The 20276-nt window shown below is 74.7% G+C and carries 21 protein-coding genes and 2 tRNA genes; 14 read left to right on the top strand and 9 right to left on the bottom strand.

Going from position 1 to position 20276, the window contains the following annotated elements:
* Positions 1 to 32 precede the first annotated feature (32 nt).
* The gene (locus ABD158_RS10835) at positions 33 to 1781 is read right to left on the bottom strand and encodes a GTPase domain-containing protein (protein WP_344006977.1); all 1749 of its coding nucleotides are present in this window, start codon (positions 1779 to 1781) and stop codon (positions 33 to 35) included.
* Positions 1782 to 1941: 160 nt separating this feature from the next.
* Here ABD158_RS10835 and ABD158_RS10830 point away from each other — a divergent pair, with 160 nt between their 5' ends.
* The 3 genes from ABD158_RS10830 to ABD158_RS10820 all read left to right on the top strand — a co-directional run bounded on the left by ABD158_RS10830 (position 1942) and on the right by ABD158_RS10820 (position 3726).
* The gene (locus ABD158_RS10830; RefSeq protein WP_344006975.1) at positions 1942 to 3384 is read left to right on the top strand and encodes an aminopeptidase P family protein; all 1443 of its coding nucleotides are present in this window, start codon (positions 1942 to 1944) and stop codon (positions 3382 to 3384) included.
* Positions 3385 to 3428: 44 nt separating this feature from the next.
* Positions 3429 to 3502: transfer RNA gene (locus ABD158_RS10825), tRNA-Arg, on the top strand.
* A gap of 71 nt (positions 3503 to 3573) precedes the next feature.
* The gene (locus ABD158_RS10820; protein ID WP_344006973.1) at positions 3574 to 3726 is read left to right on the top strand and encodes a hypothetical protein; all 153 of its coding nucleotides are present in this window, start codon (positions 3574 to 3576) and stop codon (positions 3724 to 3726) included.
* Between the two features lie 17 nt (positions 3727 to 3743).
* Here the strand turns inward: ABD158_RS10820 and ABD158_RS10815 are convergent, their stop codons facing one another.
* The gene (locus tag ABD158_RS10815) at positions 3744 to 5237 is read right to left on the bottom strand and encodes a sensor histidine kinase (RefSeq protein WP_344006971.1); all 1494 of its coding nucleotides are present in this window, start codon (positions 5235 to 5237) and stop codon (positions 3744 to 3746) included.
* Positions 5234 to 5935: a response regulator transcription factor gene (locus tag ABD158_RS10810; protein WP_344006970.1), complete on the bottom strand. Its 702-nt coding sequence runs from the start codon at positions 5933 to 5935 to the stop codon at positions 5234 to 5236. Before ABD158_RS10810 ends, ABD158_RS10815 begins: the two co-directional genes overlap by 4 nt.
* A 101-nt stretch (positions 5936 to 6036) precedes the next feature.
* On the opposite strand from ABD158_RS10810, the gene ABD158_RS10805 reads away from it, so the two are divergent.
* On the top strand, positions 6037 to 6318 hold the full coding sequence (locus tag ABD158_RS10805; RefSeq protein ID WP_344006968.1) for a hypothetical protein: 282 nt from the start codon (positions 6037 to 6039) through the stop codon (positions 6316 to 6318).
* Between the two features lie 49 nt (positions 6319 to 6367).
* Complete coding sequence (locus ABD158_RS10800; protein ID WP_344006966.1) at positions 6368 to 7009, top strand: hypothetical protein; 642 nt, start codon at positions 6368 to 6370, stop codon at positions 7007 to 7009.
* A 10-nt stretch (positions 7010 to 7019) separates the two neighbouring features.
* Here ABD158_RS10800 and ABD158_RS10795 read toward each other — a convergent pair whose 3' ends face one another.
* Positions 7020 to 7961 carry a hypothetical protein gene (locus ABD158_RS10795; protein WP_344006964.1) on the bottom strand — a complete coding sequence of 314 codons (942 nt, stop codon included), beginning with the start codon at positions 7959 to 7961 and terminating at the stop codon, positions 7020 to 7022.
* A gap of 164 nt (positions 7962 to 8125) precedes the next feature.
* Between ABD158_RS10795 and ABD158_RS10790 the strand changes: the two genes are divergently transcribed.
* Together ABD158_RS10790 and ABD158_RS10785 are read left to right on the top strand one after the other, a co-directional pair.
* On the top strand, positions 8126 to 8752 hold the full coding sequence (locus ABD158_RS10790; protein WP_344006962.1) for a TadE family protein: 627 nt from the start codon (positions 8126 to 8128) through the stop codon (positions 8750 to 8752).
* Positions 8749 to 10512: a pilus assembly protein TadG-related protein gene (locus ABD158_RS10785; RefSeq protein WP_344006960.1), complete on the top strand. Its 1764-nt coding sequence runs from the start codon at positions 8749 to 8751 to the stop codon at positions 10510 to 10512. The genes ABD158_RS10790 and ABD158_RS10785 overlap by 4 nt, the downstream gene beginning before the upstream one ends.
* 32 nt (positions 10513 to 10544) lie before the next feature.
* On the opposite strand, the gene ABD158_RS10780 is transcribed toward ABD158_RS10785, so the two are convergent.
* From ABD158_RS10780 to ABD158_RS10760, 5 genes are all read right to left on the bottom strand, one after another.
* Positions 10545 to 11237 (bottom strand): hypothetical protein, encoded by a 693-nt coding sequence (locus tag ABD158_RS10780; RefSeq protein WP_344006958.1) that lies wholly within the window; start codon positions 11235 to 11237, stop codon positions 10545 to 10547.
* Between the two features lie 268 nt (positions 11238 to 11505).
* Positions 11506 to 12009, bottom strand: a complete 504-nt coding sequence (locus ABD158_RS10775; RefSeq protein ID WP_344006956.1) for a PGPGW domain-containing protein — start codon at positions 12007 to 12009, stop codon at positions 11506 to 11508.
* Positions 12010 to 12060: 51 nt separating this feature from the next.
* Positions 12061 to 12939, bottom strand: coding sequence for an aldo/keto reductase (locus ABD158_RS10770; protein ID WP_344006954.1), 879 nt, complete (start codon positions 12937 to 12939; stop codon positions 12061 to 12063).
* Positions 12936 to 14405, bottom strand: coding sequence for an NADP-dependent phosphogluconate dehydrogenase (gndA, locus tag ABD158_RS10765; protein WP_344006952.1), 1470 nt, complete (start codon positions 14403 to 14405; stop codon positions 12936 to 12938). Before gndA ends, ABD158_RS10770 begins: the two co-directional genes overlap by 4 nt.
* 127 nt (positions 14406 to 14532) lie before the next feature.
* On the bottom strand, positions 14533 to 15282 hold the full coding sequence (locus ABD158_RS10760) for a DsbA family protein (protein WP_344006950.1): 750 nt from the start codon (positions 15280 to 15282) through the stop codon (positions 14533 to 14535).
* A gap of 166 nt (positions 15283 to 15448) precedes the next feature.
* Here ABD158_RS10760 and orn point away from each other — a divergent pair, with 166 nt between their 5' ends.
* From orn to ABD158_RS19265, 7 genes are all read left to right on the top strand, one after another.
* Positions 15449 to 16084, top strand: coding sequence for an oligoribonuclease (gene orn, locus ABD158_RS10755; protein WP_425573185.1), 636 nt, complete (start codon positions 15449 to 15451; stop codon positions 16082 to 16084).
* A 51-nt stretch (positions 16085 to 16135) separates the two neighbouring features.
* Positions 16136 to 16211: transfer RNA gene (locus ABD158_RS10750), tRNA-His, on the top strand.
* A 135-nt stretch (positions 16212 to 16346) separates the two neighbouring features.
* Positions 16347 to 17924, top strand: coding sequence for a phytoene desaturase family protein (locus tag ABD158_RS10745; RefSeq protein ID WP_344006946.1), 1578 nt, complete (start codon positions 16347 to 16349; stop codon positions 17922 to 17924).
* A gap of 9 nt (positions 17925 to 17933) precedes the next feature.
* Positions 17934 to 18248, top strand: a complete 315-nt coding sequence (locus ABD158_RS10740; protein ID WP_344006944.1) for a DMT family transporter — start codon at positions 17934 to 17936, stop codon at positions 18246 to 18248.
* Between the two features lie 115 nt (positions 18249 to 18363).
* On the top strand, positions 18364 to 19104 hold the full coding sequence (locus ABD158_RS10735) for a hypothetical protein (RefSeq protein WP_344006942.1): 741 nt from the start codon (positions 18364 to 18366) through the stop codon (positions 19102 to 19104).
* Between the two features lie 217 nt (positions 19105 to 19321).
* Positions 19322 to 19843, top strand: coding sequence for a sigma-70 family RNA polymerase sigma factor (locus tag ABD158_RS10730; RefSeq protein ID WP_344006940.1), 522 nt, complete (start codon positions 19322 to 19324; stop codon positions 19841 to 19843).
* On the top strand, positions 19840 to 20238 hold the full coding sequence (locus ABD158_RS19265; RefSeq protein WP_425573181.1) for a zf-HC2 domain-containing protein: 399 nt from the start codon (positions 19840 to 19842) through the stop codon (positions 20236 to 20238). Before ABD158_RS10730 ends, ABD158_RS19265 begins: the two co-directional genes overlap by 4 nt.
* The last annotated feature ends 38 nt before the right edge of the window (positions 20239 to 20276 follow it).

The following is a 20276-nucleotide window of genomic DNA, read 5'->3' as shown; positions in this document are numbered from 1 at the left end:
GCAACAGCACGGACGGCAGGATGCGGCACACCCTAGGGCGTGGGCCGCGCGGGGACCGCGTCGCCGTGGCCCCCGCCCGTGCCGCGCGTCGAGCGGAAGCGCAGGTCGTCGACGCGGCGGGCCGCCTCACGCAGGTGCTCGGGCGCGGCGGGCACGAGACCGAGGTCGTCCAGCACGGCCTGGTGGCGCGCCCCCTCACGGGTCAGCAGGGCCTCGACGCGGCGGTCGAGGTCGCCGCGGGCGCGAGAGGCCATCGAGCGCACGGCCTGCTCGCCGAAGACGGCGTCGAGCAGCCGCTGCGCGACCGCACCCGCGCCGGGGGCAGCGGACGGGCTCTCCACGGCCAGCGTGCCACCGGACTGCGACAGCACGACGACGGACAGGGCGACGGCGAGGCCGTCGATCCCCACGGTCAGGTAGCGGGTGGTGGAGCGGGTGTCGGAGCCCTCGGCGCGGACCATCCGGGTCAGGCCGTCCTGCCACTCGCGGGCCAGCGCCTGCGCCTCACGCCGCGCCGTGGGGGTCGCCCGGCCGAGGTCGTCGCCGCGCGCGGCGGCCTCGGCGAGGAGGCTGACACCGGCGGGGTCGCCGCGCCAGGCGGCGGCCGCGCGGCCCGCGGCGACCTCGGCGTGCTCGACGAGGACCGACCCGAGACCGACGGCGACGGAGCGGGCGACGAGCTCGGCGGTCTGCGGGCGGCCGCGGACCGCGTTGAGCAGCCGGTCGCGCAGCCAGCCGACGCGCTCCTCGAGGGAGCGCAGGAGCTCGCCGGAGCCGACGAACTCGGTCCAGCGCGCGAGCACCTCGCCGCGCACCATCGTGCCGTCCGCGGTGGCCGCACGGGCCGCGACCACGGACTCGGCGTACGCCGCGGCCACGGACTCGCGCAGCCGGGCGGCGGCGGCGATCTGGGCCTGGACGCCGCCGGCGAGCAGGTGGCTGCGCCCGCCCAGGGTGCGGATGGTGCCGAGGACGGTGCGGATCGCGACCGCGGCGCGCCCGTCGGCGTCGGCGGCGAGCGCCCGCAGCCAGGCGTGGAGGTCGTCGACCGCGCCGGGAGGCAGCAGACCGTCGTCGGTCAGCGTGGTCTCCGGGACGGTGAACAGCGGGCAGTCCTTGAGCCCGCGGCTGGCGAGCATCCGGGCGAGGTGGGTGGCCACGGTGCCGGCGTCGTCGGGGTCGGTGCGGTCGAGCACCACGGCGACCGACGTCGAGCGCTCGGCGGCCTGGCGCAGCAGCTCCCACGGCACCTGGTCGGCGTACCGGGCGGCGGAGGTGACGAACAGCCACAGGTCGCCGGCCGCGAGGAGCTCGGCGGCGAGCGCGCGGTTGGAGGCGTCGACCGAGTCGACGTCGGGCGCGTCGAGCACCGCGAGGCCGTGGGGCACGGCGTCGCTGGCGACGAGCTGCAGGGCGGCGGGGTCGTTGGTGGGCCGGTCGACCCGGACCAGCTCGGGCAGCAGCCGGTCCTGGCCGAACCAGCCGGCGTCCGCCGGGTGGTGCACCAGCACGGGCGAGCGGGTGGTCGGGCGCAGCACGCCCGACTCGGTCACCCGGCGCCCCACGATGCTGTTGACCAGCGTGGACTTGCCGGCACCGGTCGAGCCACCGACGACGGCGAGCAGCGGCCCGTCCATCGTGGTGACACGCGGGATCAGGTAGTCCTCGAGCTGGGTGACGAGCTCGGCGCGGTCGGCGCGCTGCTCCTCGACGCCCGGCAGCGCCAGGGGCAGCCGGACCTCCTGCAGGGCCGAGTGCAGGCGCACCAGCGCGGTGAGCATGGAGGTCCCGCCGACGACGTCGGAACCGCCGTCCGACCCGCCCTCACGCGCGGACCCGGTCGCGGGTGTGCGCGGAGGCTCCGCTGCACCCGGGCTCACCATGCGCGCAGCGTATCGGAGGGCCCCGGTCGCGCGCGGGACCCCGCGTAGAGTGACGACGGTGAGCCAGGCAGAGAACCCGCAGGTCAACCCGCTCGACGACGGCGACGAGGCCCCTCGCACCGAGTCGCACGACCCCCAGGTGCCCGAGGCGTACGCCGCGTTCATGCGCACCGGCTGGGGCTCGCGGGAGACCGAGCTGGCGCCGCACCCCGTGGCGTCGTGGGCCGCCGGGCGGCGACAGGCGCTCGCCGAGGCCTTCCCGGGCGAGCGGCTCGTGGTGCCGTCGGGGACCTTCAAGGTGCGCAGCAACGACACCGACTACCGGTTCCGGTCCGACACCGCCCACACCTGGCTCTCGGGCAACCAGACCTCCGACGCGGTGCTCGTGGTCGAGGACGGCGAGGCCGTGCTCTACGCCCGTCCGGGCTCGGACCGCGAGACCGACGAGTTCTTCCGCGACCGCCAGTACGGCGACCTGTGGGCCGGACGCCGGCCGTCGCTGCGGGAGATGAGCGACTCCCTCGGTCTCGAGGTCCGCCACGTCGCGGACCTCGACGAGACCCTCGGCCGGGGCGGCAAGACCCGCGTCCACCGCGGGGTCGACGCCCGCGTCGACGGCGTCGTCGACGGGGACGAGGGCCGCGACGGCGAGCTCGCGCGCGTGCTCTCGGAGATGCGTCTCGTCAAGGACGCCTGGGAGGTCGGCGAGCTGCAGGAGGCCTGCGACATCACCACCCTGGGCTTCACCGACTCCGTCGCGGAGTGGGACCGCGTGCTCGAGCACGGCGAGCGCTGGATCGAGGGCACCTTCTTCCGCCGTGCCCGCGCGATGGGCAACGACCTCGGCTACGACGCGATCGTCGGCGGCGGCGCGCACGCCACGACCCTGCACTGGATCGACAACTCCGGGCCCGTCGTCCCCGGCGAGCTGATCCTGCTCGACATGGGCGTCGAGGGCCACAACCTCTACACCGCCGACGTCACCCGCACCCTGCCGGTCAGCGGCACCTGGACCGGTGTCCAGCGCGACCTCTACTCGCTGGTGCTGGCCGCGCAGACCGCGGGGATCGCCGCCGTCCGGCCGGGCGCCGCCTTCCTCGCCGCGCACCACGCCGCGATGGAGGTGCTCGCCCACGGGCTCGAGGACCTCGGTCTGCTGCCCGTGTCGGCTGAGGAGGCCCTCGACCCGGCCAGCAAGGTCTACGCCCGCTGGACGCTGCACGGCACCAGCCACATGCTCGGGATGGACGTCCACGACTGCGCGAGCGCCTCGCTCGACGTCTACCCGCGCGGGGACCTCGCGGCCGGGATGTGCCTGACCGTCGAGCCGGGCCTGTACTTCCAGCCCGACGACCTGCTCGTGCCCGAGGAGCTGCGCGGGATCGGGATCCGCATCGAGGACGACATCCTCGTCACCGAGGACGGCAGCGAGAACCTGTCCGCCGCGCTCCCCCGCGACCCCGACGAGATCGTCGAGTGGATGGCCGCCCACCGCCGCTGACCTCACGGCCGGCGGGCCGGGCGGCCCGCCATACTGGGACCTCGGCCTCCGTAGCTCAGCTGGATAGAGCAGCGGCCTTCTAATCCGCTGGTCGCAGGTTCGAGTCCTGCCGGGGGCGCTGAACCGCCGCCGCGCGACCGGGCAGCCGGGGGCCGCGTGACTCTTGCACCTGCCAAGCGTTGTGCGGCCGTGGAGACGATGCTCGGGCTCGGCCTGTTCGCGCTGCTGGCCGTGACCGTCGTGCTGGTCGCCGTCGAACGGGCGGAGCGGCGCAGGCTGGAGCAGCGGGTGGAGGCGCTCGAACGCGCCCACCGCCGGCCCTGGGAGTGGCCCGGCGGGTGAGCCGGTGCCCGACGGCCTCAGGCCCCGTCGACGGCCCGCCCCGGGGCCGGGTGGGCCCCGGTCGGCAGGCTGAGCCGGAACGCCGCGCCCCGGCCCGACGGCGCGTCGCCCACGACGACGTCGCCGCCGTGGGCCCGGGCGATGCCGCGGGCGATGGGCAGCCCCAGGCCGGCGCCGGTGCGACCCGGTCCGCCCGAGGTCCGCGCGGTGTCGAGGCGGACCATCCGGTCGAAGACCCGCGCCCGGTCGGCCCCCGGCACGCCCGGGCCGTCGTCGACGACGGCGACGGCCGCGTGCCGCGGCCCTCCGACCGGTCCCGCGGGGGCGACCTCGAGGCGGACCACGGAGCGCGCGTGGCCGAGCGCGTTGTCGACCAGGTTGCCGAGGGCGCGGGTGACGCGGTCGCGGTCCGCGGTGACGACGACCGGCTCCCCCGCCACCTCGAGCCGGACGCCGGCGGCGCCGAGCTCGCGCGCGGCGACGACGTCGCGCGCCAGGGCGAGCAGGTCGACGCGGTCGGCGCGCAGCCGCAGACCGGCGTCGATGGTGGTCATCAGGAGCATGTCGTCGACGAGCCGGCCGGCCCGGCGCGACTCCCGCACCAGGGTGGTCAGGACCCGCTCGCGCTCCTCGCGGGGCGGGTCGTCGCGCAGCACGTGCTCGGCGGCGGTCTGCACGCCGGTCAGGGGGGTGCGCAGGTCGTGCGCGGCGTCGGAGAGGAACGTCCGCACCCGCGCCTCCGAGGCGCGGGCGCGCTGCTCGGCGCCCACCACCTCGTCGAGCATCTCGTCGAAGGCCGTCGCCGTGCGGCCCAGCTCCGAGCCGGGGCGGTCCGGGTCGAGACGACGACCGCGGTCCCCGCGGGTGATCGACCGGGCCACCTCCGTGATCCGGTCCAGGGGCGACAGGGCGCGGGCGACCACGAGCGGCACCGCCGCGGCCGCCAGCAGCAGCACCAGCAGGGCCGTGACCGCGAGGACGACCCGCACCTGGGTGACGGTCTCCCGTACCGACGAGCCGTCGGCCAGCAGGACCGCGGTGGCGCCGTCGCCCAGGTCCTCGGTGACGCTCAGCAGGTCGCCGTCGACGACGACGTCGTCGGCGGCCGCCCCGGGGCCGCCCGGGCCGGGCCCTCGTCGCAGCGGCACACCGGGGCCGGGCCCCTCGTCGGTGGCCCGTCCCGGACCGGCGTCCGGGGTGACCCCGCGCCCGGCGAGCGGGCCGGCGGCGTAGGTGTCGCCGTCGTCGTCGGTGACCCGCACCGAGATGCCGTCGCCCTCGAGCCTCTGGGCGAGCTCGGGGGCGTCGAGCTCGTCGGCGAGGTCCTGGGCGAAGCCGGCGCGATCGACCATCCGCTCGCGCAGCTGCGACTCGAGCCGTGAGGCGAGGGCGCGGTCGGTGCCGACGACCAGCACCACGAGCACCACGGCGAGCGCGACCAGGACGACCGCGGTGACCCGGCGGCGCAGCGAGGGCGTGCGCAGGCCCGCGCCACCCGTCGTCCGGCTCACGTGGACTGGTCGGCGGGGGCGCGCAGCACGTACCCCAGCCCGCGCTCGGTGTGGACCAGTCGCGGGCCCAGGGCCTCGGTCTTGCGGCGCAGCGCGCTGACGTGGACCTGCACCAGGTTGTCGGCGTACTCCTCGTAGCCCCAGACCTGGGTGAGGATCTGGCCGGGCGAGAGCACCCGGTCGCGGTGGTCGGCGAGGAAGCACAGCAGACGGAACTCCGTGGCCGTCAGCGGCACCCGCTGCCCGGCACGCTCCACCAGGCCGGCGCCCTCGTCGATGACGAGGTCGCCGACGCGCACGGTGGCCGGGACGGCACCGAGGCGGCGCAGGACCGCCTTGGTGCGGGCGAGCAGCTCCTCGGTCGCGAAGGGCTTGGCGAGGTAGTCGTCGACCCCGGCCTCGAAGCCGCGCAGCCGGTCGGCGACCGCCTCCCGGGCGGTGAGCATGATGACCCCGGCCGCCGAGCGGGACCGGACGACCTCGACCAGGGCCGGGCCGTCGCGTCCCGGCAGCATCCAGTCGAGCAGCACCATCGCGGGGCGGTAGGAGGCGAGCTCCGCCTCCAGGTCCTCGCCGTCGGCGAGGGCTCGCACCTCGTAGCCGGCGGCCCGCAGCGCGGCCGCCAGGGACTCGCGGATGGCGGCGTCGTCCTCGACGAGCATCAGCCGGACTACGGCGCTGGACTCGGGGCGGGGCACCGCACCAGTGTGACCACCCGCGGCTGAAGAACACCTGAAGTCCGCGACGTCGGCGGCCGTCCTTGAGGTCGTCTTCAGGTACGGCGGTCAGCGTCGTCGCCATGACCACCCTCGCCGACCTCACCCTGGTCGACCTCGTCGTGCTCGGCGTCGTCGTCCTCGCCTTCGCCGCCGCGCTGCGACGCGGCGGCGGCCTGCTCGCCGGCGTCGGCGCCGCGATCGGCACCCTCGTCGTGGCCTGGGTCGCCGTCGCGGCCACCGCGACGTGGGGACCCGCCGTCGCCGAGCGCGCCGTGCGCCACACGGCGCTGCTCGAGGTCGCGCCGGTCCCCCACCGGGCCCTGCGCGACGCCGAGCGCCTCGTCGGCGACGCCGTCCGCTGATCGCCCGCACGCCCGTACCCATCCCCACCCACCACCGGAGGACACCGACATGGACCGACCCACCGACCCCGACCGCGAGCCCACCCAGCGCCTGCCCCGCACCGACGCCGACACCACCCGGATCGAGGCCGTCGGGTCGGACGTCGCCCCGGGCCGCGGCGCCCGCCGCACCTGGCGCACGGGGGTGATCACCGGCCTCGGCGTCGGCGCGCTGGCCGGGCTGGCCCTCGGGCTCGGCGGCCCGGCCCTCGCCGACCGGTCGGAGGCGACCACCCAGGTCGCGGCCGGCGGCACGGGGAGCGACTCCCCGGCGCCCGGGACGTCGTCCGCACCCGAGGGAGCGGCGCCGTCGGCGCCCGAGGGCGAGACGCCCTCGACGCCCGACGGAGCGGCGCCGTCGGCGCCCGAGGAGGGTGGGCTCGCCGCGTGCGGTCCCGGTGGGCCGGACGGGCCACCTGCGCCCGGCGCGATCGGCCCCGGCGGCCCCGGTCCCCACGGCGATGACCAGGACGCGCCGCACCCGCGGGGCGAGCACGACCGGCACGACGGTGAGGGCGGTCCCGGCGCCGATGGCCCGGGCGCCCCGGAGGACCCCCAGGACCCCGACGGCCCCGCGGCCCCCGAGGGCCCCGCGGCCCCCGAGGGCCCCGCGGCCCCCGAGGGCGCGCCGGAGCCGTCGACCTCGTCCTGATCGCCGGGGGTCAGCCCCGAGCGCTCCCGCGGCAGGCGAGGGCGGCGACGCCGACAGCGACGCCGTCCTCGACCAGCCCGGCGGCCCAGTTGGGCATGAGGCCGGTGGCGCGCGAGCGCCAGCCGGCACCGGCGAACGACCCGGCGAGGGCACCGAGGCCGCCCGCCACCGTGGGCACCAGCGTGCGCGCGCCGTCGCGCCGCGCGAGCATCCGGGCGCCGGCCGCACCGGCGGCGACGCGCCCGTAGAGGGCGCCACCGTCGAGCCGGCTCGGGACGACCGGGGACTTGTCGGCCGCCATCTCGCCCACGAGCATCAGCGTGGCGGACGACACCGCGGTCGCCCCGGCCCGACCCGAGTAGACCGGCCCGGCGATGCCGAGCATGGTCCGGGCCCCGGCCGCCGAGCCGAGGGCGAAGGAGCGGGCCACCAGCCGGGCGCTCGCGCGGGAGGGCGGGGGCAGCGTCACCGCCCGCTCGGCCGGCGTGGGCCGGGGGTCCTGCGCGCGCAGCGCAGCGACGGTCACGGCTCCCATGACGAGGTGGGGCACGGCGTCGGCCACCCAGTCGTCGACGGACCACGTCGACGGGTCCGTGGCCCCGACCAGCGCCGCCGGACCGTCGGAGGCCGCCATGGCCACGGCGCCGGTCGCGGCCGCCGAGAGCAGGAAGGGCAGTCGCAGCCCCGCGCGCCGGGCCACGCTCGCCACCAGGCCGGTCGCGAGCCCCGCGGTGATGCCACCCACCGCGCCGAGCGCGGTGCGGCGCGCGTCGTACCTCGCCCCGGAGCCGCCGATCGCCCCGCCCGCGGCCTCGATCAGCCCCTCGACGGTCTGCTCGGGCAGGTCGCTCGCCGGCCGCCCGCGCACCGCCATGTCCAGGTAGGTGACCGCGTTCAGCGCCGTGGTGCCGGCTGCGCCGGCCACCAGTCCGCGTCGTACGACTCCGCTCATGTGGGGTTCTCCTGTGATCGTCCGGTCGGGCTGTCGCTCCCCCGTGCCCCGCACGGGTGCCGATGACAACCTCGTGGGCCCACACAGATTCCCGATTCACCGGCGCCGGGAGCCCGCCTCGTCCTACCGTTCGGGCACATCCCCCCACCGGCAAGAGGCAGACGATGAGGCGTGCCCCCAGGCGCCGCGACCAGCGCGGCGCGGCGGCGGTCGAGGCCGCGCTCGTGACGCCCGTGCTGCTGCTGATGGTGTTCGGGATCATCGAGATGGCGTTCCTGATGAAAGACAACGTCGCCGTCGCCTCCGCCTCGCGGGTGGGCGCCCGGATCGCGTCGGCCGCCCCCGGTGCGGGCGAGGCGCTCTGTGACGGCGAGGTGCCCTGCGCCCCGGGCACGACCCCCCGTTTCGCCCAGCTGGCCGCGGACGCCATGGAGACCAACGGCAACGCCCTGCCCACCGACCAGGTCGACGAGATCTGGATCTACGACGCCAACGACGACGGCTTCCCCAACGCCGCGACCAGCATGGAGACCGCGACCTGCGCCACGCAGTGCGTGCGCTACGTCTGGTCGGAGGCGCGCGGCGCCTTCCGGTACGGCGGGGGCGCGTGGAGCGAGGTCGCGACCGACGTGTGCGCGACCGAGGGTCGGCGCGTCGGCGTGCGCCTGATGACGACCCACCCCTGGGTGGTCGGGTTCAAGCTGTGGCCGGGGTTCCCCGACTCGCTCCCGGTCGACGACCACGCGGTGATGAGCTTCGAGCCCCTGACGGTCGAGGAGTGCGGCTCGTGACCCGTCGCCGGACCCGCGACGAGGCCGGCTACGTCGCGCTCGTGGTGGCGATCCTGTTCTCCAGCGTGATGCTCGGACTGGCCGCCATTGGCGTCGACGTGGCCCGGTGGTACGTCGAGGCGGAGCGTGTCCAGACGGCGGCCGACGCCGCCGCCCTGGCCGGGGTCGTCTACCTGCCGGACAACATGGCCAAGGCGGTGACGACGGCCCGCAAGAGCGCCGAGCTGAACGGATACGAGCACGGCGTCAACGCCGAGGTCACCGTCGGGTACGGCGAGCGCCGGAGCCAGCTGGACGTCACCATCTCCACGGAGGTCGACAACCAGTTCGGCGCCGCGATCGGCGTCGACACCGCGACAGTCGGGCGCCGCGCTGCGGCCGACTACACCAGCCCGGCCCCGATGGGCTCCCCCTGCAACACCTTCGGCAACGAGCCGCTCGGAGGGTCTGACGCCAACTCGGGCCCCCGGCTCGGGCAGTCGACGTGCGCGAGCCAGCCGAACCTGTGGGGCGCCATCGAGGGTCCCGACACCGACAAGGCGAGCGGCGACCGCTACAGCACGACGCCGTGCGGTCCGGCGGATCCAGGATTCAGTGCGACCTACGGATGCGCCGCCTCGAGGAACAGCGAAGCGACCTACCCGGAGGGCTACTTCTTCGCCGTCCGTGTGACCTCCGCGCTCATCGGGAAGTCCGTCCGGCTCCAGATCTTCGATCCGGCGTTCTACCACACGGGCACGAGCTGCACGCTGAACATGCCCACGAACGTGACCTCGATGAGCAACACCGCCAACAAGTACACGACGGACGCCCGCACCCGCTACCTCAGCGGCTCCGGCAGCACGCGACCGTTCTGCACCGGCGACGTCTCGCTCAACACGAGCAAGGCAGCACCCGTCACCTCCTTCGCCCTGCGCGGGGCCAACGACGCCTCCGACCCGATGGAGGGTCCGGGTATCGCCGGGTGCACCGCCCAGTTCCGCGGTTACACCACGGCCCCGTCGACCAACAACCTCACCAGCTCCAGCGGCAGCTACAACGACGCCGCGGCCAAGACCTTCCGCCAGTGGGTGGACCTCTGCAGCTTCACGCCGACGCGCGCCGGCAACTACTTCGTCCAGGTACGGACGAACGTGGAGCTCGGAGGTGTGCCCGAGTCGAACGGCACAGCGACGCCGATCGTCTACCGCAACAACCCGAACGTCCTCCTCGCCACGGGTGCCCGCACGACCGGCAACGGCGCCAACGCCTTCGCCCTCCGGGCGATCGCCCCGTCGAACGATCAGGTGGCGGTCTCGGGGTGGGCTCGGATGCCGATGCTGCAGAACGCGCCGGGCACGGTCGCCGAGTTCCACATGCTGCGCGTCCTGCCCTCCGCCGCGGGCCAGAGCATCTCGTTCGAGTTCTTCGACTCCGCCGACGTCAACGAGACCACCACGCAGCCCGGCAAGGTCACGGTCCTCCCACCCGTCGACGCCACGGGAACGATCACCACCACCGGGCTGACCGGCTGCACGCAGGCCCTCAACGACGCGACGTTCGCGCCAGCGGACGTCGGCTGCTCGGTGAAGGTGAGTCGCAAGACCCACAACGGCCAGCTGCAGCGGATGTCCATCCCGATCCCCGACGACTACACCTGCACCGACACCACCCAGTCCGGGTGCTGGTTCAAGATCCGTGTCGAGCTCGGCGGCACCATCACCGACGTCACCACCTGGGACGCCTCGCTCGAGGGCGACCCGGTCCGGCTCATCGAGTAGCGCGGACGACCGCCTCGGCCCGCTCGGCCGGGTCAGCCCACGGACCGCAGGAGGCCGCCGCTGCGGGGCGGCAGCGGGAAGCCGAGGGCGGCCGGCACGAGGGCCGCGAGCGCCGTACGCCCGGGCGCCAGGTCCCCCGAGACCTCGTCGCCGACCATGCACATCGTCCACGACACGGCGTCGGGGTCGAAGCCGGCGGCCGCGACCAACGACCCGAGGCCGCAGTGGCGCAGCGCCGCCCCCACGGCGCTGTCGTCGTCGGCGCCCAGGGCGATCGAGCCCTCCTCCAGCGCGAGCGAGCGGGGGTCGAAGGGCCCCCACGCCGTCAGCGGGTCGTGGAGGAAGCCGCGTCGGTGCTCGTGGGCGACGAGCATCCACTCGCCGTCGACGAGGATCCGCACCGCCCAGCCGGTCACGTCCAGGACCTCGGCGACCTCGCGGGCCACCTTGACCATGCGCTCCTCGACGGTCGCGCCGATCATCGTGTCGAGCTCGAGCAGCGTGGCGTCGACGAGGTCGGCGAGCCGACGGCTCGTGTCGTGGTCCTCGGCCGCCGTCAGCGCGGCCCGCAGCAGCCGGGCGAGCCCCGCCACGAGGCCCTTCTCGGTCTCGTCGAGCGGGTCCTCCCGCTCCACGCCGACGCGCCACCGGACGCTGCCGCGCGTCCCCACCTCCAGCGAGTACGTGGACCCGCCGGGTGGGGCGGGCGGGTCGTCTCCACGCACGCAATCGATGGTGACGCCGGACGCCCTCACGGCGTGCCGGAGCGTCTCGGTCACGGTCGACAGGGTGTCCGCGTACGTCACGCGGGCACCGGTCGTTGCACTTGCCACGCTGCCCCCCCAGGCCTACGACAGCCCCCCGGGCCCTGATGGCCCATCGCCTGTCGCGTCCGTCGACGAACGACGGAAGTTGATGACTAGTAAACGATCGTAACCGCCAGGGGTCACGATCGTCACCCGTCTGGCAGGTTCGTGCCAGCGTGGGTCGAGGTCAGTCGACCTCGCCGTGGACCGCCCGCTCGGCCTCGGCCTCGGGGGCCGGGGAGTTGCGGAACTTCACCCACGAGTAGACGAGGATCGCCAGCGCGACGACGCCCGAGAAGATCAGGGTCGCCCCCGCGAAGACGCCGCCGGGCAGCCACGTCCAGTCCGGCAGCGTGCCCGTGTAGGGCAGCCAGCTCCAGTCGGGCAACGCCCACCACGCGGGCTTCGGCGGCTGCATCACCCAGTAGGTGCCGAAGCCGACGAGCCACGCGACTCCGACCAGGGAGGCCAGGATCCGCGGCCAGCTCTGCACCGAGTCCGCGGCGCCCTTCAGCGCCCAGGCCTTCACGCTGTCGAGGCGCCGGTCGGCCCACTCGTAGGACTGCGACAGCACGAGGACCGCCAGCAGGATGATCAGCGCGCCCGGGCCGGGCAGCGGCAGCGCGGCGATGCCGACGACCAGCAGGACCCATCCGACCGGCTTCTTCACCAGGTCCCACAGCGCCTTCACCGGCGGAGCCTTCGCATGCCTCGATAGTGCCAGAACACCCGTGACACCGCGTCAGTCCGCCGAGACCCGCTCCAGGGCGGCGTACTCGTCGCCCGTGAGCTCCACGTGCGCCGCGGCCACGTTGTCCTCGAGGTGGGCCCGGCTCGACGTCCCCGGGATGGGCAGCATCACCGGGGACCGCTGCAGCAGCCAGGCGAGCGCGAGCTGGGACGGCGAGGCGTCGTGGCGCTCGGCCGCGTCCGCGAGCGGCCCGTCCGACTTCGACAGGGCGCCCGTCGCCAGGGGGAACCACGGGATGAACGCGACGTCGTGGGCCTCGCAGTGCTCCAGCAGGGTCTCGGCGTCGCGGTTGGCGAGGTTGTACAGGTTCTGCACCGACGCGATGGGCGCGATCGTCTGGGCCATCGCCAGCTGGTCGACGTCGACCTCGGACAGGCCGATGTGGCGGATCTTGCCCTCGTCGCGCAGCGCGAGCAGCTCGCCCACCTGGTCCTCCAGCGCGACCTCGGGGTCGATGCGGTGCAGCTGGAAGAGGTCGATGCGGTCGAGGCCGAGGCGGCGCAGGCTCAGCTCGCACTGCTGACGCAGGTACGCCGGGCGCCCCACGGGCACCCACTGGCCCGGCCCGGTGCGGGTGAGGCCCGCCTTCGTCGCGACGACGACGTCGTCGGCGTAGGGGTGCAGCGCCTCGCGGAGCAGCTCCTCGGCGACGGTCGGGCCGTAGGAGTCGGCGGTGTCGAAGAGCGTCACCCCGAGCTCGACCGCACGCCGCAGGACGGCGACCGCCTCGTCGTGGTCCTTCGGCGGGCCCCAGACGCCCTCGCCGGTGAGCTGCATCGTGCCGAAGCCGAGGCGGTTGACCGGCAGGTCGCCGCCGAGGGAGAAGGAGCCCGAGGCAGCGGCGTCCGGGGTGGTGGTGGAGCTGGTCACGAGGCGTCCTGTTCCGAACGGTCGCCGGCCCACAGGGTGTGGAAGACGCCGTCCTTGTCGGTCCGTCGGTAGGTGTGGGCGCCGAAGTTGTCGCGGAGCCCCTGGATGAGCGAGGCGGGCAGCCGGTCGCGGCGCAGCCCGTCGAAGTACGAGAGCGAGGAGCCGAACGCCGGGACGGGCACGCCGGTGCGGGCGGCGGTCGCGACCACGTGGCGCCACGCGTCGACGCCCTCGTGGAGGGCGTCGGCGAAGAAGCCGTTGGTCATCAGGGTGGTGAGGTCCGGCTCGTCCGCGAAGGCCTCGCGGATCCGGTCGAGGAAGCGGGCGCGGATGATGCAGCCACCGCGCCAGATGGTGGCCATCGACCCCAGGTCGATGTCCCAGTCGAACTGCTCGGCGCCGGTGCGGATCATGTCGAAGCCCTGCGCGTAGGCGACGATCTTGGAGGCGTACAGCGCGAGACGGACCTGCTCGACGAAGGCGTCGCGGTCCCCGATCGCGTCGGCCGGCGTCTCCTCGGGGTCCTCGGCGAACATGGACCGCGCGGCCTCGCGCTGGTCGACGTGGCCGGACAGGCTGCGGGCGAACGTCGCCTCCGCGATGCCGGTGATCGGCACACCCAGCTCGAGACCGGTCTGGACCGTCCAGCGGCCGGTGCCCTTCTGCTCGGCCTCGTCGGCGACGACGTCGACGAACGGCTTGCCGGACTCGGCGTCCACGTGGGCCAGCACGTCGGCGGTCATCTCGATGAGGAACGACTCCAGGTCGCCGGAATTCCAGTCCTCGAAGACGCGGGCGATCTCGGCGGGGTCGAGGCCCAGCACGTTGCGCAGCAGGTCATAGGACTCGGCGATCAGCTGCATGTCGGCGTACTCGATGCCGTTGTGGACCATCTTCACGAAGTGGCCCGCGCCGTCGGGACCGACGTGGGTGGCGCACGGCGTGCCGTCGACCTGCGCGGCGATCTTCTCGACCACCGGGCCGAGGGTCTCGTAGGCGTGCTCGGACCCGCCGACCATGATCGAGGGACCCTCCAGGGCCCCGACCTCGCCGCCGGAGACACCCATGCCGACGAAGTGGACGTCCTTCTCGGCCAGCGCCTTCTCGCGCCGCCGGGTGTCCTCGTAGTGGGCGTTGCCGCCGTCCACCACGATGTCGCCCTCGTCGAGGAGCGGCAGGAGGTCGTCGATGACGGCGTCGGTGGCGTCGCCGGCCTTGACCATGATGATGATCGCGCGGGGCCGCTGGATCGAGGCGACGAAGTCCTCGAGGCTCTCGGAGCCGACGAAGTCACCCTCGTCACCGAACTCGTCCAGCAGGGCCGTCGTCTTCGCGGCCGTCCGGTTGTGGACCGCGACGGTGAAGCCGTTGCGCGCGATGTTGCGGGCGAGGTTGCGCCCCATCGTCGCGAGGCCGGTCAGGCCGATCGTGGCCCGGGCCTCGGTGGTCTCGGTCTGCTCGCTCATCGACGTCCTCCCTGGGGCACGTCGTCGCGCCCCGCTCACCGAGGACAAAGCAGGAGCCCGCCCGATCATTCCCGGGCGGGCTCCTGCGCGTCGTCGGCCGGCCCCGTGCGGGGTCGGCCCGGCCGGCTCAGCCGCCGATCGCGTCCAGGGTGTTCTGGGCGACCTCGTCGATGGTCTGACCACCGACGGGCTCGCCGTCGACGAGGACGGTCGGGGTGCCCGTCACGCCCGCGGCCTCGGCCTCGGCGGTCGCGGAGTCGACCCAGTCCTCCATGGCGAGGTCCTCGATGCCGGGGCGCACCTCGGCCTCCTCGGCGCCCGCGGCCACCGCCTTCTCGACCAGCCAGTCGTCGTCGGGGAACTCCTCGGCGCTCTCGGAGGGCTGGTCGGCGTACAGCTCGTCGTGGAAGGCCTTGGCGACCTCGGGGCCGGACTCCTCCAGCACGACGGCGAAGGCGTTGGTGGCGCGCTTGGAGTAGTCGCCGATGCGGCCGAGCAGCTCGAAGGGTCGGTACTCCACGAGGACCTCCCCGTCGGCCGCGGCCTGCGTCAGATCGTCGTTGGTCTGCTCCTCGAAGGCGCCGCAGACCGGGCACAGGAAGTCCTCGTAGATGACGACCTGCGTCGGGGCGTCCTCCTCGCCGACGGCCAGGCCGTAGTCGCTCGAGGCCGCGGCCGGGACGTCCTCGCCGTCGACCTGCGAGCCGCCGCTGGTCGCGACGAAGAACGCGCCGCCGACGATGATCACGAGGACCGCGACCACGACGCCGCCCATCACCAGGACGCGCCTGCGCTCCTTGCGCTGCTGCTCGGCGCGGACCGCCGCCGCCTTCGCGGAGGCCCCGCGGCCCCCTCCGCCGTTGCCCTTCGTGGCCATCTGCCGGTGCTCTCCCTGGGTGTGGTCTGCCGGTCGTGATCGGGTCGCGGGCGCACTCGTGGGGCCCGACGGGGCCTCACGCTAGCCAGCGATCCTGAGGCGTCGCTGAACGGTGGCCGTAGGGTGACCCCTCGTGAACGAGCGACTGGTGTGGATCGACTGCGAGATGACCGGCCTCGACATGGGGGCGGACGCCCTGGTCGAGATCGCCGCCCTCGTCACGGACTACGACCTGAAGGTCCTGGGCGAGGGCGTGGACATCATCATCCGGCCCCCGGCGGAGGCCCTGGAGCAGATGGGCGAGTACGTCACCGAGATGCACCGCTCCTCGGGCCTGCTCGAGGAGCTCGAGCAGGGTGTGAGCCTCGCCGAGGCCGAGGCCGAGGTGCTGGCCTACGTCCGTGCGCACTGCCCGGACGGCACCCGACCGCCCCTGGCGGGCAACTCGGTCGGCACCGACCGTGCCTTCATCGCCCGGGACATGCCCGACCTCGAGTCGGCCCTCCACTACCGGATCGTCGACGTGTCCTCGATCAAGGAGCTGGCCCGACGCTGGTTCCCGCGTGCCTACTTCCAGGCCCCCGCGAAGCGCGGCAACCACCGCGCCCTCGCGGACATCCGCGAGAGCATCGAGGAGCTGCGCTACTACCGCGAGGCGGTCTTCGTGCCGTCCCCCGGGCCCGACAGCAACACCGCCCGGCAGGTCGCGGCGCGGCACGCCGGGGCGCTCACCGGTCTCGGCGAGCCCGCCGCCCCGGGCGAGGCGCCCGGCGAGGAGAGCGCCGGTTCGGCTCCGTCCTGAGGGGCCCGCTATGATCCTTCCCGGCTCGCGGGGTGACCGCGTGCCGCCGTGGTGGGCGTAGCTCAGCTGGTAGAGCGCCGCGTTGTGGTCGCGGATGTCGCGGGTTCAAGTCCCGTCGTTCACCCCACTCGGTCGTGTGGCCCCGTCCCGCTCGGGACGGGGCCACACGCGTCGGTGGGCCCGTCGGTGGGCCCGCGCCGCCGTGCCCGTGCGTCGCGGCACGCCCGACGACCCCGCGCGGCGGTGCCCTAGGTTGACGCCCATGCCCGCACCCCACGACGTCGTGGTCGTCGGCGGAGGCCACAACGGCCTCGTCGCCGCCTGCTACCTGGCCCGCGCCGGCCTGTCGGTCCTCGTCCTCGAGCGTCTCGGCCACACCGGCGGGGCCGCCGTGTCCGCCCAGGCGTTCCGCGGCCACGAGGCGCGGCTCTCGCGCTACAGCTACCTGGTCTCGGTGCTGCCCGACGCGATGATCGCCGACCTCGGGCTCGACCTGAGGCTCCTCAGCCGACGCACGGCGTCCTACTCGCCGCTGTCGATGGACGGTCGCGCCACCGGTCTGCTCGTGGAGCGCCCGGAGGGCGACGCGACGCGACGCTCCTTCGCCGAGGTCACCGGGTCGGACGCGGCGTACGAGCAGTGGCGGGCGTTCGACGCCGACGTCGCCGGTCTCGCGGCCGCCGTCGCGCCCACGCTGATGCAGCCCCTGCCCCGGGAGGCCGACGTGCGCGCCGCCGTCGACGAGCGGGTCTGGCGCGAGCTGGTGACCACGCCGCTCGGGCTCACGGTCCGCGAGCGCTTCGACGACGACCTGGTGCGGGGCACGATCGCCACCGACGGGCTGATCGGCACCTCGGTGTCGCTCGAGGACCCCTCGCTCGTGGCCAACCGCTGCTTCCTCTACCACGTGATCGGCAACGGCACCGGCGAGTGGCGGGTGCCCGTGGGCGGCATGGGCGCGGTGACGACCGCCCTGCGCGACCGCGCGGTGGCCCTCGGCGCCACCGTGCTCACCGGCGCCGGGGTCTCCCGCATCGACACCGCGACCGACGGCACCGGCGCGACCGTCACGTGGGACGACGCGGACGGTCGCCACGAGGTCGCCGCACGGCACGTTCTCGCCAACGTCGCCCCCTGGGTGCTGCGGATCCTGCGCGGCGAGGAGCCCGAGCCGGGCACCAAGCCGGTCGGGGCCCAGCTCAAGATCAACCTGCTGCTCGACCGCCTGCCCCGGCTCGCCTCCGGGGTGGACCCGGAGGTCGCGTTCGCGGGCACGCTGCACCTCGACGAGGGGTACGCCGCGCTCGAGGCGGCCGCCGCCGACGCCGCCGCGGGCCGCCTGCCGGACCGCATCCCCGGCGAGGTCTACTGCCACTCCCTCAGCGACCCCTCGATCCTCGGCCCGTCCGCCCCCGCCGGGCAGCACACCCTGACCTACTTCGGGCTCCACACGCCGTCGCACCTGTTCGAGGGACCCGACGCCGAGGCGGTCAAGGCCGAGGCCGTGCGCCGGGCGCTGGCCGGGCTGCAGCGGCACCTCGCCGAGCCGCTCGAGGACTGCCTGGCCCGCGACGCGGACGGCGCCCTCTGCCTGGAGGCCAGGACACCACCGGACCTCGAGCGCGAGCTGGCGCTGCCCGGCGGCCACATCTTCCACGGCGACCTCGACTGGCCCTGGGCGTCGAGCCGCGCCGCCCTCGACACCCCCGCGCAGCGCTGGGGCGTGCAGACCGACGCCGACCCCGTCCTGCTCTGCGGCTCCGGTGCGCGCCGCGGCGGAGCCGTCAGCGGGCTCGGCGGCCACGACGCGGCACGCGCCGTCCTCGAGGCCCGGGGCTGAGGGGGCGTCGTGGCCTGGATCGTCCTGGTCCTGTCCGGCGTCCTGGAGGCGGTCTGGGCAACCGCCCTCGGCCGCTCCGAGGGGTTCACGCGCGTCGGGCCCACCGTCGTCTTCGGCGTCGCGATCGTCGCGAGCATGGCGGGGCTCGCCTACGCGATGCGCACCCTGCCCGTCGGCACGTCGTACGCCGTGTGGGTGGGCGTCGGCGCGACCCTGACGGTCGCGTACGCGATGGTCACCGGCGAGGAGTCCACCGACCTCGTCAAGGTGGCCCTCCTGCTGGGCCTGGTGGGCTGCATCGTCGGGCTCAAGCTCGTCTCCTGAGCCGCCTGTCCGGCCCCCTTCGGAGGGTGTGAGTCGCGCGTCACACCAACCCGATCGGTGGGTGGTGACGAACCACCACCATCACCAGGACATCCACCCAAGGAGCCACACGCACATGAGCATCGTCCGCACCTCCCGTCTCCGTCGCGGCCTCGCCGCGGCCGCCCTCGTCGCGATCACCACCGGCTCGCTGGCCGCCTGCAGCAGCGAGAGCGAGAACGCCTCGGCCGCCGAGTCCTCCTCGAGCTCGTCGAGCTCCGACGCCACCCAGGCCAGCGAGGAGTCCGGCCCGCCCCAGCCCGTCGCCTCCATCGACTCGCTGACCGGCAACAACACCGAGGTCGCCCTCGACGCCGGCTTCACCGGGGCCCTCGAGGACCTGGGTCTGACCCCGGGCACCGTCGGCGACGGCCAGCTCACCAACGCCGGCGCCCTGCGCTTCCCGATCACCGGCGGCAACGTGACCGTCTTCGAGCCGGGCCAGGTCTCGCCGTACGTGATCGGCCAGATCCAGCACGAGAACTCCGGCTTCTCGCTCACCGCGGGCCAGGGCAACAACCAGACCGTCGTCGAGATCACCAACCTCAACGTCGACCCGGGCGTCTCGCGTGTCTACGGCGACGTGACCGTCAACGGCGAGGTCGCCGTGACCAGCGCCTACATCTTCACGCTGAACGGCAGCACGCTGAACCCGCTGGAGACCAGCGGCGACACCGCCACCCTGCAGGGCACCGAGGTCTACATCTCCCCCGTGGCCGCCGGCCTGCTGAACGACACCTTCGGCACCGACGCCGTCACCGAGGACCTCCTCGTCGGCATCGCCAAGATCACCGTCAACACCACCCCCGGCGACTGAGCCGGGTGCTCCGGGCGTCCGCCCGGAGCGTGACCGCGACGTGGACCCGGGCCCGAGGCCCGGGTCCACGTTCGTCGCGGGCCCACCCCACGACCGCACCGTCGCGGCGCGCCCGCACCCCTGACCCCCGGAGGTCGTCGTCGTGCCTCCCCGCAAACGGCGGCACCCCCTCCCCGGCGGTCCGCCCGGTCCGTCCGACGAGGCGGAAGCCGACCTCGTGCGCAGGACCTCGCTCGGCGACCACGCGGCGTTCGAGCAGCTGTACCTCCTCACCCGCGCCCGCGCGTTCGGGGTGGCCCTGGGGGTGGTGAGGGACCCGACGGCAGCCGAGGACGTGCTCCAGGAGGCGTTCGTGCAGGTCTGGTCGTCGGCGGGCCGGTTCGACGTCGACCGGGGCAGCGCGGCCGCGTGGATCATGGCCATCGTCCGCCACCGGGCCGTCGACCTCGTCCGGACCAGCGCCGCCTCCTCGCGCCGCGACCTGGCGCACCACCACCGCAGTGGCGTGGTCGCCCACGACAGCACCGTGGACCTCCTCCTGGGCCGACTCGACGCCCAGGAGGTCCGTCTCACCCTGGTGGTCCTGAGCCCGCCGCAACGGGTCGTGCTCGCTCTGGCCTACCTCCACGGCTACAGCCACGCCGAGATCGCCCGTCTCCTGCGCCTCCCGCTCGGCACCGTGAAGTCCCGGATCCGCGACGGGCTGGCTCGGGCGCGACGGGTCGTGGGAGCCCCGTGACCCCTGCGGACCCGACGGCCCACGGGCTCCTCGGCGCCTACGCGCTGGGGGCCGTGGACGAGCGTGAGCGCGTCGCCGTCCGGGCGCACCTCGTCCGGTGCGCCGAGTGTCGGGGCGACCTCGACGAGCTCGCGGAGGTCGCCGCGGCTCTCGCCGCGACCACCCCCGCAGCTCCACCTGCCGGCGTGCGACTCCGTGTGATGAGCGAGATCTCCCGTGTCCGCCCGCTCCCGCCCGTCCCGCCCGTCCCGGCCGGCAGCGCGGCCGACACCACGGCCGGCGGCGCGGCCGGCGCCCCGCCGGCCCCCTCGCCCCCCGACGTCGGCCGACGGCGTGGAGGGAGCAGCCTCGGCCGGGCCCGTGCACGGATCGGCATCGCCCGACGCCGTCGATGAACCCGCTGTCGCGGCACCCGACGGGCCCGCGGGGAGCA

It is taken from the genome of Nocardioides lentus (assembly GCF_039529515.1).
Taxonomy (GTDB): domain Bacteria; phylum Actinomycetota; class Actinomycetes; order Propionibacteriales; family Nocardioidaceae; genus Nocardioides; species Nocardioides lentus.
Note: the sequence above shows the minus strand (reverse complement) of the source record. Positions and strands in the feature narration are given on the sequence as shown.